The 15,153-nt window shown below is 64.1% G+C and carries 18 protein-coding genes; 14 read left to right on the forward strand and 4 right to left on the reverse strand.

Annotation, left to right across the window (positions count from 1 at the left end; all coding sequences use genetic code 11):
- Positions 1-747 precede the first annotated feature (747 nt).
- From AC0L3S_RS30045 to AC0L3S_RS30060, 4 genes are all read right to left on the reverse strand, one after another.
- Entirely contained in the window at positions 748-1,383 is a 636-nt protein-coding gene (locus AC0L3S_RS30045; protein WP_473263685.1) for a MarR family winged helix-turn-helix transcriptional regulator, read from the reverse strand.
- A gap of 850 nt (positions 1,384-2,233) precedes the next feature.
- Positions 2,234-3,559, reverse strand: coding sequence for a flagellar protein export ATPase FliI (fliI, locus tag AC0L3S_RS30050; RefSeq protein ID WP_473283241.1), 1,326 nt, complete (start codon positions 3,557-3,559; stop codon positions 2,234-2,236).
- A 36-nt stretch (positions 3,560-3,595) separates the two neighbouring features.
- Positions 3,596-4,324 (reverse strand): flagellar basal-body rod protein FlgF, encoded by a 729-nt coding sequence (gene flgF / locus AC0L3S_RS30055; RefSeq protein ID WP_007595915.1) that lies wholly within the window; start codon positions 4,322-4,324, stop codon positions 3,596-3,598.
- Positions 4,325-4,327: 3 nt separating this feature from the next.
- On the reverse strand, positions 4,328-5,116 hold the full coding sequence (locus AC0L3S_RS30060; RefSeq protein WP_473283243.1) for a DUF1217 domain-containing protein: 789 nt from the start codon (positions 5,114-5,116) through the stop codon (positions 4,328-4,330).
- A 142-nt stretch (positions 5,117-5,258) separates the two neighbouring features.
- On the opposite strand from AC0L3S_RS30060, the gene motA reads away from it, so the two are divergent.
- From motA to flgH, 14 genes are all read left to right on the forward strand, one after another.
- On the forward strand, positions 5,259-6,158 hold the full coding sequence (gene motA, locus AC0L3S_RS30065) for a flagellar motor stator protein MotA (RefSeq protein ID WP_007613972.1): 900 nt from the start codon (positions 5,259-5,261) through the stop codon (positions 6,156-6,158).
- Positions 6,155-7,093 (forward strand): flagellar motor switch protein FliM, encoded by a 939-nt coding sequence (locus AC0L3S_RS30070; protein ID WP_007613971.1) that lies wholly within the window; start codon positions 6,155-6,157, stop codon positions 7,091-7,093. Before motA ends, AC0L3S_RS30070 begins: the two co-directional genes overlap by 4 nt.
- On the forward strand, positions 7,074-7,388 hold the full coding sequence (locus AC0L3S_RS30075; RefSeq protein WP_473263683.1) for a hypothetical protein: 315 nt from the start codon (positions 7,074-7,076) through the stop codon (positions 7,386-7,388). The genes AC0L3S_RS30070 and AC0L3S_RS30075 overlap by 20 nt, the downstream gene beginning before the upstream one ends.
- A 76-nt stretch (positions 7,389-7,464) precedes the next feature.
- Complete coding sequence (gene fliN, locus AC0L3S_RS30080) at positions 7,465-7,845, forward strand: flagellar motor switch protein FliN (RefSeq protein WP_473263682.1); 381 nt, start codon at positions 7,465-7,467, stop codon at positions 7,843-7,845.
- 2 nt (positions 7,846-7,847) lie between these two features.
- Positions 7,848-8,888 carry a flagellar motor switch protein FliG gene (locus tag AC0L3S_RS30085; protein WP_473263680.1) on the forward strand — a complete coding sequence of 347 codons (1,041 nt, stop codon included), beginning with the start codon at positions 7,848-7,850 and terminating at the stop codon, positions 8,886-8,888.
- 13 nt (positions 8,889-8,901) lie between these two features.
- A complete protein-coding gene (flhB, locus tag AC0L3S_RS30090) occupies positions 8,902-9,987 on the forward strand; it encodes a flagellar biosynthesis protein FlhB (RefSeq protein ID WP_473283245.1) in 1,086 nt (361 codons plus the stop codon).
- 85 nt (positions 9,988-10,072) lie between these two features.
- Complete coding sequence (gene flgB, locus AC0L3S_RS30095) at positions 10,073-10,453, forward strand: flagellar basal body rod protein FlgB (protein ID WP_473263678.1); 381 nt, start codon at positions 10,073-10,075, stop codon at positions 10,451-10,453.
- Positions 10,454-10,464: 11 nt separating this feature from the next.
- Positions 10,465-10,881 (forward strand): flagellar basal body rod protein FlgC, encoded by a 417-nt coding sequence (flgC, locus tag AC0L3S_RS30100; RefSeq protein WP_473263676.1) that lies wholly within the window; start codon positions 10,465-10,467, stop codon positions 10,879-10,881.
- A gap of 2 nt (positions 10,882-10,883) precedes the next feature.
- Positions 10,884-11,213 (forward strand): flagellar hook-basal body complex protein FliE, encoded by a 330-nt coding sequence (fliE, locus tag AC0L3S_RS30105; protein ID WP_473263675.1) that lies wholly within the window; start codon positions 10,884-10,886, stop codon positions 11,211-11,213.
- A 15-nt stretch (positions 11,214-11,228) separates the two neighbouring features.
- Positions 11,229-12,017 carry a flagellar basal-body rod protein FlgG gene (gene flgG / locus AC0L3S_RS30110; RefSeq protein ID WP_007595892.1) on the forward strand — a complete coding sequence of 263 codons (789 nt, stop codon included), beginning with the start codon at positions 11,229-11,231 and terminating at the stop codon, positions 12,015-12,017.
- A 13-nt stretch (positions 12,018-12,030) separates the two neighbouring features.
- A complete protein-coding gene (gene flgA, locus AC0L3S_RS30115; RefSeq protein ID WP_473283247.1) occupies positions 12,031-12,507 on the forward strand; it encodes a flagellar basal body P-ring formation chaperone FlgA in 477 nt (158 codons plus the stop codon).
- Positions 12,504-13,634, forward strand: a complete 1,131-nt coding sequence (gene flgI / locus AC0L3S_RS30120; RefSeq protein WP_473263672.1) for a flagellar basal body P-ring protein FlgI — start codon at positions 12,504-12,506, stop codon at positions 13,632-13,634. The genes flgA and flgI overlap by 4 nt, the downstream gene beginning before the upstream one ends.
- A gap of 64 nt (positions 13,635-13,698) precedes the next feature.
- A complete protein-coding gene (locus tag AC0L3S_RS30125) occupies positions 13,699-14,457 on the forward strand; it encodes a MotE family protein (RefSeq protein WP_473263671.1) in 759 nt (252 codons plus the stop codon).
- On the forward strand, positions 14,458-15,153 hold the full coding sequence (gene flgH / locus AC0L3S_RS30130; RefSeq protein ID WP_473263670.1) for a flagellar basal body L-ring protein FlgH: 696 nt from the start codon (positions 14,458-14,460) through the stop codon (positions 15,151-15,153). It begins immediately after the preceding gene.

A 15,153-nucleotide genomic window follows, 5' to 3' on the forward strand; every position in this document is an offset into this window, starting at 1 on the left:
AGGCTTTCAGTTTGTCGTGCGGACGCTGAAAGACTTAGGGCCGGGCCCTTAATTTGGTGAAGCCCGCTGAAACAGCCTGCATCAGGGTAGTCGAAAAGCTCTTGTTTCAAAGTCTTTTGTTAGTTTCGGCGTGTTTCACCGAGTACCAAAATATAGACGTGTGGTCCTGGCCGTCGTTGCTACGGTCAAGCCCTGGCGAATGCGGCATCTGCGTCAACCGGCGCGGTGCCGGTGAATTTCGCGAGGACGAGGGAGGCCAGCAGGAACTCGGCTCCCGGGAGATCACGGCATAAGCCGTCCAACCATCGCGCAGGGAAGGCCGAGTGATTGGCACCACCTGTATGCTGCTGTGCGGTTTTCCTGCGTGTGCTTTTCGCGCAGCGGACCGCGGGTGCGAGGTCAGCACCCGGCCTTCCCTGCGCCCTCTTGGTTTGAGGGTGAAGTGACCAAGCAAAGCTCGGGCGAAACGCGCCGCGAGGCTGCGAAGCTGTGTCTGCAATTCAAAATGCGAGCTGGAACATTGGCGCTACCGCCTCATGCTCCGTCATTGCGAGCGCAGCGAAGCAATCCAGTCTGCCGCCGCGGAGGGAATCTGGATTTCTTCCGACTTCGCCAAAGCTTCGGCGGACAAGTCGCTTCGCTCGCAATGACGGTTTGACGGAGTGTGCGCCACATTTCGTTCTCGCCAACGCTGCGCAACCTTCCGCAAGTTCAGTGCAGGATTCGCGCGCGGAAATGACGCGTGCCTCACCCCTGGTTCACCACACGCGCGCGGTCGAGATGCTCATCGATCTTGGGACGGTCGCGGGTGCGCTCGAAACTGGTGCAGAGCAGTTCGGTCTCCTCGAGCGAAACCGGGGCGCGATACAGCCGGCACATGAATTCGGCCGTTGCGCGTCCCTTGCCGGTACTCGGCCCGCGTTCGGCGAGAAACATGCAGTCCCGGCAGATGCTGGCTTCGAGCCGCTGATGTGCCGCGTCGAGATGGTTGAGGATCTCGCGCAGCGAATCGCGCAGCCTGACGCACTCGTCGGGGCCGAGCGCTGTGACCGCGTTCAGCACGTGATTGATTGGATCGTGCTGGCTCAGACACTTTTCGCCCTGCGCAGTGACGTGCAGCACGACAGAACGCTTGTCTTCGTGCGACGGCTTTCGCACCAGGAAGGACTTGCCCTCCAGCGTCTTCACGATCTGCGATGCAGTCGCCCTGGTGGCGCCGATGAAGCCGGCGAGCGCGGACGGCGTGCGCGAAAACCTGTTGGCCCGGCCGAGAAAGCGCAGCGCCATCCATTCCCGGTCGCGCAACCCATGCTGATTGCCTTCGAAATACCAAGCCCTCGCCGCCTGAATCAGCAGCTCGACGGCTTCTCTTGCCAATGGCATTAATTCCTACCTTGCCCCGGGAGTCACGTTTGCGGCGCCCCGGAGCCGCCTTCCGTCGTCGCGAACGAACCGTTTGCGAGAAGCCGTACTGACCGCAACGCCCGACATATGCAGCGTGCTCTTCTCTGGCGTGAAAGCACGGCCTGCTCGGCGCCCGACCTGGACTGATGAGCACTGCAGGTTATGACGCGGGAAGCGGTGTTGCTGATGGTATGCCATTCGCGGCGTCGTCGCACGGGAGCCCGAATAGCCGTCGCCAGCAGACGAAGGATCGGAGTAGTTCAACCGAAGCCCCTAAGGTTCAAGTCACACGCAGACGTTTCTTATGTTCAACGAAACGATGAATGAGCTTCTCAACAAAATCAAGTAGAGACCCTCTCGGAGACTGGATGTCGTCGCAGGCGAATGTAACGTTCAAGACAATCTCGCTCTTCGGGACACATGATGGTGAACGCAATGCCCTGTCCCACCAGCAACATGCACGCGACTATGCGACAGTTTTATTGCACGGCACGTTGTTGGTCGTCGTTGATGCAAGTTGATCGAACCTTGTGCATGACGACGATGTGCCTCGGCATGTCATCCACAACTTGTGCGTTCTGCCAAGGATTGTCCGAGGGAACTCACAGGAATTGCACGCGGCGGTTGTCCGGACCAGATCGAGGAATCGCCAGTTCAGTCGTATTCGGCGCGGGCTGCCTCACCCGAATGGTGGAGGCGATCGCGGCGAAAACCGAGACGGTCGCGCAGGCGCATGCGCTGTAAGCGTGGCTGCATGCGTAATCGCCTGTCGAAAACAAGGAGCAAGTGATCGCGGGCGCCCTCGCGCGCCGGCTAAATCTGAGACTTGCTAGTCGCCCTTGAGCATATCCCGCAGCTCGCGGAACGGGTCGGCGCTTGGCGGAGCCGAGGCGTCCTGTCGCATCGCGCCGTAGATTCTCGGAACCATGTCGACCGCCTGGTCGAGACCCGAATCACGTCCCGCCTGGTATCCGCCCATCAGGCGAAGGTCGCGCGTGTCCTCGTATTTCGCGATCATGGCGCGCAGCTTGCTCACCAATTCGCGCTCTTCGGGGTCCCAGACGTTATGGGCAAGGCGGGAGACGGAACCCAGAACGTCCACCGCGGGATAACGCGCCTGGTCGGCGATGTGCCTGGAGAGCACGATATGGCCATCGAGTGTGCTGCGGATGGTATCGGCGATCGGCTCGTTGTGATCGTCGCCGTCCACCAGCACGGAGAAAATCCCGGTGATCGTCCCGGATCCCTCCTCGCCGGGGCCGGCGCGCTCCAGAAGGCGCGGCAGATCGGTGAAGACGGTGGGTGCGTAGCCGCGTGCGACCGCGGGCTCGCCGGCGGCGAGCGCGACTTCGCGGGCTGCGTGGGCGAAGCGGGTGATCGAATCGACCATGAGCAGGACCGATTCGCCCCGGTCTCGGAAATATTCGGCGACCGCCATGGCCGTCTTCGGCGCCAGCCGCCGCATCATGGGGCTCTCGTCTCCCGTCGACACGATCGTGACGGCGCGGTGACGATCGGCGCCCAGCACGTCCTCAATGAATTCGCGCACCTCGCGGCCGCGCTCGCCGACCAGGGCCAACACGACGGTGTCAAAACCCTGGCTGCGGGCGAGCATCGCAAGCAGCGTCGATTTACCGACGCCGGAGCCTGCAAAGATGCCGACGCGCTGGCCGGCGCAGATCGGGGCGAACAGGTCGATGACGCGTACGCCGGTGCGCAGCGGCTTGTGGACCCGGGCGCGCTTCATGGCCGAAGGCGCCTCCGCCTCGGCCGAGACCGGACGCGATCCGGGGGTGAGAGGGCCCTGTCCGTCCAGCGGCACCCCGAGCGCGTTGATGACGCGGCCCTTCCAGCTCGGATCGGGCGCGAACGACAATGGGGGCATCCGGTAGGCGACCGAGCCGAGGCCGCCGGCGAACTGACGGTCGAACGGCTTGGCGATGATGCCTTCGCTGTCGATCCGCACCACCTCGCCGATCTGGGGCTTGCCGCCGGAGTTGACGCCGATCAGTTCGCCGAGCCTGACGAAGCGCGACAGGCCGGAGACGCGGAAATGCGTCGACGCGATCTCGGAGATCGCGCCGCTGACGCTTGCCAGGGGAGTGCTCTGCTGAAGCTCCAGCAGCGCCCACTCAAGTTGCCGAAGAGCGTTCAAGGAAACCGTCCAACCTCATTGCGCGCGAGGCGCAGTCTATTTGCCGGGTTCGCCCAGCGTCCGGATTGCGTTCTGGAGCGAGCTCTCGGTGCCCTCGATCATCGAATTGGTGCCGTCGAAGGCGCGCGAGGCCGCGATCAGCTTCGTCAATTCCATCATCGGATTGGCGCCGGAGCCCTCGACATAGCCCTGCTTGAAGCCGTCGCGGGAGAAGTCGGCGATGGCGGTCGCAGGCCGGTTGGGCGTGACGCCCGAATTGCCGTAGCGGTCGAGATTGGCGTCGGCGGGAATGTTGAACAGGCCGATGGTGCCGATCTCGTTGTTGTCCTGGGTAATCGCGCCGCTGCGCGCGATCGAGACCGGTCCGCCGTTCGGATCCAGCGTGATCTGCGCGCCGCCGGAATCGATGACGGGAAAGCCGGACACCGTCTGAAGGTCGCCGTTGGCGGCGATCTGGAGACGGCCGTCGCGCGTATAGACCGTGCCGTTCGGACCGGCGAACGCGATCCAGCCCTGTCCGACCACGGCGACGTCGAGCGGGTTGCCGCTCTCGGTGATGCTGCCCATCTCGCGCGAGATGATGTTGTCGCCGGGCGAGGAGAAGGCCACCGGATTTGCGCCCGCCTTGGACAGCACGGTCTCGAACTTCACCACGTCGGTGCGGAACGCCGCCGTGTTGACGTTGGCGACGTTGTTGGCGATCGTCTGGAGGCGTTTTTCGAGGGCGACCTGTGCCGACAATCCTACATAGAGGGCCGATTGCATGACTTACCTGTTGAACTTGATGTTCTGAAGTGTCGTGAGCACGTTGCTATCCATGCTGATCGACGTTGCGGCGCCGCCGATCAGGACCAGCGCCGGGTTGGTCGAGTTGTCGCTCTGGGCCCGGGTCGCATCCCACATCGCCGCGAAGCGCTGCACGAATTTGGTGACCTTGGCCGGGTCCTGGAAATCGGTGAGATTGATCTTGCTCGTGATCATCTTGGCCTGGGCATCGATATCAGCCGAGCTGATCGTCGACGGCAGGCCGAGTGCCGTCTGGACCACTTGTGTCATCGCCTTGTCCGCGAGGATCTGGTAGGAGTTGGTGATCGTGGAGGCCTTGCGCGTGAAATAGAGCGCCCGCCGCAGGCCTTCGTTCTGGTCGCCGGCCTTCTCCTCCATCGTCTGCGTGACGAACTGGGTCGCCGTGCCGGTCGTGGCCGCGGCGGTTTGGGTCGCCTTGTCGCCGAGGGCGGCGAAATTGAAGGCGGCCGCGAATTGCCGGTAGCGGGTGTCGGTCAGCTTGTTGGCGAAGGTCTTGTTGTCGGCGATACCCTCGGTCAGCACCTTGCGCATGAACGCTTTGGCATAGGTCATGTCGCTGAGGCCATATGCCTTCATCGCGTAGGAATAGAGGCGGTAGTCCTTCAGGAAGTCGTCGATCGTCTTCACGTTGCCGATGTGGCTGAGGAAATAATCGGTGTCGCGGCTGACGTCCGGTTGCGTCGCGACCTGTGTCAGCGACTTCCCCATGTCCTTGGTCAGTCTGGTGTAGTCCGCGATGGTGGATAGCATGACCCGCGCCCCTCTGGCCGCTTTCGCGACGTCGTCCCAAGCTGCCGTGAATCGCTTGCGCGAGGCTGGCGAGGGGGAAGCCAGCCTCACGCAAGGCTCGCCCACTAGATATTCCCGATGGGGTCGGTGATGGAGCGGCGCGTTGGGCAGTTTCGTGGGGATCGTGATCACGGTAGCGGCACTGCTGGGCGGATTTGCCGCCATGGGCGGGCATCTGGGCGTGCTGATGCAGCCGTGGGAGTTCGTGATCATCATGGGCACCGCGGCTGGCACCTTCATCATGGCCAATCCCTGGAAGACGGTCGCGGATACCGGGCTTGCCTGCGTGCAGGCAGTGACGGGAGCGGTGCCCGGCCAGCGCTACTATCTCGATCTGCTCGGCGCGCTGCACGCGCTGATGCGGGAGCTGCGGGGCAAGGGCCGCAACGAGGTCGAGGCGCATATCGACGATCCCGCGTCCTCCGAGATCTTCAAAGCGTTCCCGAGCGTGCTCGGAGATCCGTCGCTGCTGCAATTCATCTGCGATTATGTCCGCCTCATCATCATGGGTAACGCGCGAACGCACGAGATCGAAGCGCTGATGGACGAGGAGATCCACACCATCGTGAAGAGCAAGCTGGCGCCCTACCACGCGCTGGTGGTGGTCTCGGAAGCGCTGCCTGCGCTCGGCATCGTCGCCGCGGTGCTCGGCGTCATCAAGGCCATGGGCGCGCTCGACCAGTCGCCGAAGCTGCTGGGCGGCTTCATCGGCGCCGCCCTGGTCGGCACCTTTGCAGGCATTTTCCTGTCCTACGGCATCATTTCGCCCTTCGCGATGAAGGTGAAGATGACGCGGGAGAAGCGTTGCCGGCCCTACATCATCGTCAAGCAGACGCTGCTGGCGTTCATGAACGGCGCCATGCCGCAGATCGCCGTCGAGCACGGCCGCAAGATGATCGCGAGCCCCGAGCGGCCTTCGATCGACGTCGTCGAGAACGAGACGATCGCGGGCCCCAAGGCGGTCGTGACCGAGGTTGAACCGAAGGCTGCGCGCGCATCATGATGGAAGCCCTCGACGTCGATCAGCGCAAGCCGCTGCCGAACTATCTGCTGGACGCCGCCGGCATCTCGATCGAGCGCATGCCGATGCTCAATGTGATCTTCGATCGCATGGCGGCATCGTGCACGGACAGCCTGCAGCCGATGGCTGGAACGCCATGCTATTTCTCGGTCAACGGCATCACCAACGATCGTGTCGGCGACATCATCAAGGACTACGAGGCCAACGCGGTTGCGGCCGTGCTCTATGCCGAGCAGTGGGACTCCCGCATCATCATCATGCTCGACCGCGACTTCGTGTTCACGATGGTCGAGGCGATGTTCGGCTCCGACGGCGCCGAACCGCCGCTCGACGTCGAGCGCAGCTTCTCGAACATCGAGATCCGCCTGGTCCAGGCGCTGTTCGAGCGGTTCGCCAAGGCGCTGCAATCCGCTTTCGCCGGCACCTCCAACGTCACCTTCCGCGTCGAGCGGGTCGAGACCGCCATGGCGTCGCTGGCGATCGGGCGGAGCGGCAACATGTCGATCTGCGCGAACATCATGCTGCAGGCGCTCTACCGCGGCGGTCAGATGTTCCTCATCATTCCGCACTCCGCGCTCAACCCGCTCAGGCAGAAGCTCGCGACCGTGGTCGTCAGCGACGGCCGGGCGGCCGATCCGCGCTGGCGCGAGCAGATGGAGACCGAGGTTCACCGCACCGAGGTGACCCTGAGCGCCGTGCTGGACGAGAAGATGATTTCGCTCGGCGACGTCGTCAAGTTCCAGGTCGGGCAGGTGCTCGAGCTCGAAGCCACGCCGCGCACGCTGGCCCGGCTCGAGAGCAACAACCAGGTGCTGTTCTGGTGTCAGATCGGCCAGCTTGATGGCTATTACGCCATGCAGGTGGCAGATCCCGTCGATCAGAAACGGGAGTTCGTCGATGATATCCTATCTCGTTGATGCCGTGCTGCTGATCGCGCTCGCCTTCACCAGCATGCGGGTGACCCGGATGCATCGCGAGCTGGCGCGGTTGCGCAGCTACCAGGGCGAGTTCTCGACCATCGTCCAGGAGACGGCGGGCGCCTTCGACACGGTCATCACCGCGGCGCATGATTCCACCGCAAACCTCGGGCGGCTTGCCAGCGTGCTGAGCACGAAGATCGATCAGGCCAACGAGGCGATCGCGGCGCTGGATGCGAGGAACGGGCTCGCATCCGCGGCGAGCGCTGGCGGCGCCGACGTGAACAAGCATTGAAGCCGAAGCCGGCGAAAGAAATACGATCGGAACGTCGCGGCGCTCCGGGAGCGGAAATACCAAGAGGCGATACCAGATGGCGCAATCCTTCGACTATGAGTCAGCATCGGCGTCCGACGAGGGGCATACCGAGACATCTCCGCTGGAGCGGCTGGCGGAGATCGCCGCGCGCACCGCGGAGGAGACCGGCAAGTTCGCCAATGTCGATGCCATTCTGCGCATTCCCGTGACCATGCAGGTGGTGCTGGGATCGGCCACCATTCCGGTGGCAAACCTGATGAAGCTCGGCCGCGGCGCGGTGGTTCCGCTCGACCACCGGGTCGGCGAACCGGTCGACGTCGTCGTCAACGGCCGCGTCGTCGCCCGCGGCGAGGTGGTCGTGGTCGAAGAAGACAATTCCCGCTTCGGCGTCTCGCTCACAGAGATTGTCGGGCCGTTGGGGCAGGGTGATAGCTGACCATGGCGGCACAGGTCGGCGTGGCTCCCATCAAACAGCGAGGCGTTGCCACGCTGGGCGGGACAGAGAAAGTCGCGGCACTCCTGCTCGCCATGGGCCGGCAGGCTGCCGCGAGCGTGCTCGCGCAGTTCGAGCCGCAGGATATCCGCACCGTTACAAAGGCCGCGGCCGAGCTGCGGCCGATCACGGCGCAGGAACTGGAGGCGATCGTCGAGGAGTTCGCCCAGCAATTCTCGATGGGCGCCAACATTCTCGGCACCCTCGGCGGCCTGGAAGCCGTGCTCGGCGACGTGCTTCCGGCCGACCAGGTCTCGGCCATCATGTCGGACCTGCTCGGAAATTCGAGCCGGTCCGTGTGGGACCGCGTCTCGTCGGTGTCGGAAAACTCGCTGGCAAGCTACCTGTCCAAGGAGCATCCGCAGACCGCGGCGCTGATCCTGTCCAAGGTCAAGCCGTCCTGCGCCGCCAAGGTCATGAGCCAGCTCCCGTCGAGCCTGCGCAACGAGCTGATGCGGCGCGTGCTCAGCCTCAAGCCGATCGTCGACGACGCCCTGAGGGTCCTCGAGAAGACGCTGCATGAGGACCTGACGCTGAACTTCGCCCGCAACCTCGGCGCCGATACCTATGCCCGCGTCGCCGACATCATCAACAAGATGGAGCGCGGACACATCGAGGACATGCTCAAGAGCCTTTCGGAGAAGCGCCCGAAGTCGGCCGAAGTGCTGAAGGAGCTGCTCTTCACCTTCGACGACGTCACCAACCTGACGCCGAAGGCGCGCACGATGATCTTCGACCAGGTGCCGACCGATCGTATCGTCATCGCGCTGAAGGGCACCGACAAGCACTTCCGCGAGATGATCCTCTCCTCGGTCGCCTCGCGCGTCCGCAGGGTCGTCGAGCACGAACTCGCCATCGGCGAACCGTCGAACCAGCGCGACGTGCTGGAGGCGCGGCGCGTGATCACCGACCTCGCGCTCGACCTTGCGGAAAAGGGCGAAATCGAGCTCAACCCCGAGCAGGAGGATGAGCTGGTCTTTCGCTGACCGCTGAACGGGCATGGCAGAAACAACCGATCAGGAGAGCAAGACAGAAGAGCCGACCGAGAAGAAAGTCCGCGATGCGCTCGAACAGGGCAAAATCCCGGTCTCTCGGGAGGCTTCGATCTTCGCCTCGATGGCATCGCTGATGGTGATCCAGGCGTTCCTGATCGGCCAGGGCGTGCAGCAATTGACGCCGATGCTGACGGGCTTTCTCGATGATCCCGACGGCTTCCCCCTCAGCACCGGGGCCGACGCCCAGAATCTCCTCATCGTGGTCGGCCTTCAGGCACTGCGGTTTCTGACGCCGTTGGTCGTCACCCTGGCGGCGTTCGGGCTCGCAGCCTCGCTGTTGCAAAATGCTCCCAGCCTGGTGCTCCAGCGCATCACGCCGGACCTTTCGCGAATCTCTCCGCTCGGCGGCTGGAGCCGGCTGTTTGGATCGCAGGGCCTCGTCGAGTTCGCCAAGTCGCTGTTCAAGCTCGCCGCGGTGACTATCGTCGTCGCGTTCGTGCTGCGCTCGTCGGAAGCGAAGGCGTTCGAGGCGATGTACACCGATCCGGTCGCGCTGCCGGAGATGATTCTCAACATCGCCATGCGAATCGTCTCGGCGATCTGCATCGCGACCATCGTCCTGGTCGCGGTCGATCTGGCTTGGGCACGCTTCCACTGGCGGCGCGAGCTGCGCATGACGCGGCAGGAGATCAAGGACGAGCACAAGCAGGCCGAAGGCGATCCGTTGATCAAGGCGCGCCTGCGCTCGCTGGCGCGCGATCGCTCGCGCCAGCGCATGATCGCTTCCGCATCGCGCGCGACGCTGGTGATCGCGAACCCGACCCACTTCGCGATCGCACTGCGCTACAATCGTGAGGAAAATCCGGCGCCGATCGTCGTGGCGAAGGGCATGGACGTGATTGCGCTGAAGATCCGCGAAGTCGCCGAGCAGAACCGGATTCCGGTGATCGAGAACAAGGCGCTGGCGCGCGCGCTCTATGAGGCGGTTCAGGTCGACCAGGTGATTCCGGCGGAGTTCTTCCGGCCGGTCGCCGAGATCATCTACTTCCTGCAGTCCAAGCAGACGCCGCGGTCCGAGAAGGTCCAGTAGAATTCCGAGGACAGCGTCCCTTCCATCAGCCTGACGAAAGCTTGCGACCCTAAGGTTACACCGTCTGAACCAGAATGGTGCTGCCGTGGGACCGCTCTATCTCTTCGAACTCGCATCGTCGCAGGCGCGATACCTCGAGCTCCGCCAATCGACGATCGCCACCAACGTCGCCAACGCCAACACGCCGGGCTTCAAGGCGCGCGACGTCGAACCCTTCAACAAGGTGCTCGACAGCACCCCGGTGAGACTGGCGACCACGTCGCCGTCACACCTGCAGCTCTCCCCAGCCGAGAGCGACACGCGGGCGACTGCGAAGAAGGATAGCTGGGATGTGGTTCACTCCGGCAACTCCGTCAGCCTCGAGCAGGAAATGATCAAGGGCAGCGACGTCAGTCGCGACTACTCGATGAACTCGGCCATCGTGCGGTCGTTTCACCGCATGCTGCTGTCGAGCGCAAAGACCTGAGGTGAACTGACATGCTGGACTCTCTGCAATCCTCGTTGACGGTCGCGAGCTCCGGGCTCGAAGCGCAGTCGACGCGCATGCGCATCGTCTCGGAGAACCTCGCCAACGCGACGGCGACGGGGCGCACTGCCGGCGCAGATCCCTATCAACGCAAGACGATCACCTTCGATGCCGCGATGGACCGCGCCTCGGGCGCGCAGCTGGCGAAGGTCAAGGAAATCGGGGTCGACACCACGCCGTACCGTGTGGAGTACGACCCGGGGCATCCCGCCGCCGACAAGGCCGGCTACGTCAAGATGCCGAACGTCAACATGATGATCGAGATGGCGGACATGCGGGAAGTCAACCGGTCCTATGAAGCCAATCTCCAGGTGGTGAAACAGGTGAGGTCGATGCTGGGCATGACCATCGACCTGCTGAGGAGCTGACAATGCTTGAGGCAATTTCATCCACGGCGATCTCAACCGCGCAGGCGGCGAGCCGCGCCACCGAGGCGCAGGCCATTTCGCCGGCGGCCACGCCCGCGATCCAGTCCGGCGGCGATGGCGGATTCGAATCGATCATGAAGCAGGTGACGACGGACGCGATCGGAACGTTGAAGGCGGGGGAGGCGGCCTCGATCTCGGCGATGCAGGGCAAGGAATCGACGCGGCGCGTCGTGGAGGCGTTGATGTCGGCCGAGCAGGCCTTGCAGACGGCGGTCGCAGTTCGCGACAAGGTCGTGCAGGCCTACCAAGAAGTCGTTCGGATGTCGATCTGATCAAGGAGTGACGCTGTGAAATCGCTTGCCATCGCGGCCACGGGCATGAACGCCCAGCAGACCAACATCGAAGTCATCGCGAACAACATCGCCAACATCAACTCGACGTCGTACAAGCGGGCGCGCGCCGAGTTCACAGATCTGTTCTACCAGATGGACCGCATGCAGGGCGTTGCGAACACCAGCGGCTCGTCGCCGATCCCGGAAGGCGCCAATCTCGGCCTCGGCGTCAAATCGGCGGCAATCCGCAAGCTGCACATCCAGGGCGCGCTCACGCAGACCGGTAATCCCTACGACATGGCGATCAACGGCCGCGGCTGGTTTCAGGTGCTCGGCCCGAACAACGAGGTGCAGTATACCCGTGCCGGCTCGTTCAACACCAATGCCAACAGCCAGCTCGTCACGACCGACGGCTACCTGCTGGATCCGGCTATCACGGTGCCGCAGGGAACGGTCCAGGTCACGGTCAACCAGACCGGACAGGTGTTCGCCAAGCTGGATACGGAAGTGAACCCGAGGCAAATCGGCCAGCTCAACCTCGCCAATTTCGCCAACGAGGCCGGTCTCGAACCGCTGGGCAGCAATCTCTATCGCGAGACCACGGCGTCCGGCACGCCGGTCGTCGGGCTGCCCGGCGATTCTGGCTACGGCAAGATCAACCAGCAATATCTCGAAGCCTCGAACGTCGATCCGGTCAAGGAAATCACCGAGTTGATCTCTGCCCAGCGCGCCTACGAAATGAATGCCAAGGTCATCCAGGCCTCGGATGAAATGGCCCAGACGGTCTCGAAGGGCATGCGCTAGTTCCGGTGTATCCATGTTGAAGACGATGGGCTCGATCATGCGCGGGTTGGCCGCCGTGCTGCTGGTTCTCGCCTCGGCGCGTCTCGCGGCGGCCGAGGAGAAGCGGCTCCCCGTGCCGGCCGTCTCGATCCGCGCCGGGGAGCTGATCCGGGACGACATGATCACCGAGCGTGCCTTCGCGCCGAACGTGCTCGGCGTCGCCATGTTCATCGAAGGACGCCAGGTCCTGGTCGGCCGCATGGCGCGCCGCGCGCTGCTGCCCGGCCAGCCGATCCCGACCAACTCGGTGGAGGATCCCTGGACGGTCGCCCGCGGCGCGATGGTCAAGGTCGTGGTCGAAGACAGCGGCCTGTCGATCGTGACCTACGGCGCAGCGATGCAGTCGGGTGCGCCCGGCGCGCTGATCCCGATACGAAATACCGATACGGGCGTGATCATCAGGGGCGTCGTCCAGCCGGACGGCACCGTCAAGGTCGTGGACGGGTCATGACCAGAGTCCTGCTTGCGCTCGTCCTGCTCGTTTCCGCCGCCAGCGCCCAGGCTGCCGTCCGTATCAAGGACATCGCGGACATCAAGGGATTGCGCGAAAACCAGATCGTCGGCTACGGCCTCGTCATCGGCCTGAACGGCAGCGGCGACACGCTCCGCAATGCGCCGTTCACGGAGCAGTCCCTGCAATCGATGCTCGAGAACATGGGCATCAATGTCAGGAACGAGACCACCAGCACCAACAATCCGCCGCGTCCGACGACGCTGCGCACGCGCAACGTCGCGGCCGTGATGGTGACCGCGGACCTGCAGCCCTCGATCGGTGCGGGCGAGCGCATGGACGTGACGGTGTCGTCGCTCGGAGACGCGACCTCGCTGCTCGGCGGCACGCTGGTGATGACGTCGCTGCGCGCGGCGGACGGAGCGGTCTATGCAGTGGCGCAAGGCGCGGTCACGGTCGCCGGTTACAGCGTCGGAGGCCAGGCCCAGAACGTCAGCCAGGGCACGCCGACCGCAGGCCGCATCCCGAACGGCGCGCTGGTCGAGCGCGAGGTGCAGGGTAGTCTCCATGAAATGGAGTATCTTGTGCTGGAGCTCAAGAACCCCGACTTTGTCACCGCAACGCGGATCCTCGACGCCATCAACCGCTACGCGGGCGGACGCTACCGCGCCCAGATCGCCTTCGAGCGCGACTACCGCACCATCGTGCTGTCGAAGCCGCGCCACATCGGCCCGGTCCGCTTTCTTGCGGAAATCGGCGAGCTGACGGTCGAACCGGACACGCCGGCGCGGGTGGTGATCAACGAGCGTACCGGTACGGTGGTGATCGGACGCGACGTACGGATATCGACCGTTGCCGTAACGCACGGCAATCTGACGGTCCGCGTCACCGAGCTTCCCGTGGTGTCGCAGCCGGCGCCGTTCTCGCAAGGGCAGACCGTGGTCGTGCCGCAAACCGTGGTTGAGGCCAACGAGGCCGGCTCGCAGGTGGCGATCCTGAGCGGGGTCGATCTTCAGCGCCTGGTGCGCGGCCTTAACCAGATCGGCCTGAAACCATCCGGCATCATCGCGATCCTCCAGGCGATCAAGACGGCCGGCGCCCTCCAGGCGGATGTCATCGTGCAATGACGCGTAAGCGCCCTGCAAGCTTGGTCGCTCAATGCTCTCTCGACCGAAAATCGTACGCGGGCCGATGTTGAAGCTGGATCATAAAGCCAAACTCCTCCTCTTGGTCGCGGCCTCCGCGCTCGCGAGCGCTTCGCCCGTTCTGGCGCTGGATGAGGCCAAGCCGTCGAAGCCGCTGAACCTGCTGTCCTTCGCGCGCGCCCGCGCGCCTGGCCCGCACAAGCCGATCTCGTCGATCCCGAGCGACAATGCGTCGATGCGGGCGACAGCGTGGGCAGCCGAAGATTCGGGACCCGCGACCACGGGTGCCGTGCCGGCCTCCGAGAAGCCCGCGCCGGCACCCACAGCCGCGCCGCGACCGGCCAAGCCCGGCAGCGTCACGGCGCCGCCGAAGCCGGTGCCGCCCCAGGCCGCTGCAACCCCGGACAACGAAGTCGCCCTGTTCTGCAGCAATGTCGCCGAGCCCGCCGTCGATGCAAGGCTGGCCTGGCAGCTCAAGGAGCTGGAGAAGGCCGAGAACCAGCTTCGCGAGCGGATCGCCGAGGTCGAGGCCAAGCGCGCGGAATATGAGAAGTGGATGGCGTTGCGCGACGACTTCCTGAAGAAGGCCGAAGCGAGCGTGGTCGAGATCTACTCGCGCATGAAGCCGGACGCCGCCGCAACCCAGATCGCCGGGATGGCGGATGAGACGGCCGCTGCCGTGCTCGCAAAGCTCAGCCCGAGGAGCTCGAGCGCAATCTTCAACGAGATGGAGACGGGGCGCGCGGCGCACCTCGCCGATCTGCTCGGCGGGATGCGTCGCGTGGATGACGGAAAGACCAAATAGATGAAGAATCTGATCCTCATCCTGTCGCTATTGTCGCTTGCCGGATGCGTCACTGATCCGGCCGAGGTCCTGACGGGGCCGCGATTGTCGCCGGTCGGGACCGGCCTGAGGACGCAGGCCGATCCGATTCCCGTGACGCCTCGCATGCGCTCGCCCGTCAGCTATCGCTCGACCTGGGATGACGGCACCGATCTCTACCGCGATCCCCGTGCCCGCCGCACCGGGGACGTCGTGACGGTGATCATCTCGATGCAGGACAAGGCCAAGCTGGACAACAAGACCGACCGCTCGCGCGATTCGCAGATCAAGTTCGGGCTCGACTGGCTGATGGACGTTGCGGGATGGCAGGACAAGGGCTCGACGAGCGCCAACCTCAACACCAACACCCAGATCAAGGGCAACGGCCAGATCGACCGCACTGAAGATATCAAGCTGTCGATCGCAGCTATCGTCACCGACGTGTTGCCGAACGGCAATATGATGATCAGCGGCTCGCAGGAATTCAAGGTCAACACGGAAATGCGCGTGCTCAACGTCGGCGGCATCGTGCGCCCACGCGATATTTCGCGAACCAACACGATCTCCTACGAGAAGATCGCCGAGGCGCGCGTGGCCTATGGGGGTCGCGGAAATCTGTCTGACGTGCAGCAGCCCGGATGGGGACATCGGATCTATGACGCCGTGGCACCGTTCTGA

The organism is Bradyrhizobium sp. Ken01, assembly GCF_055807355.1.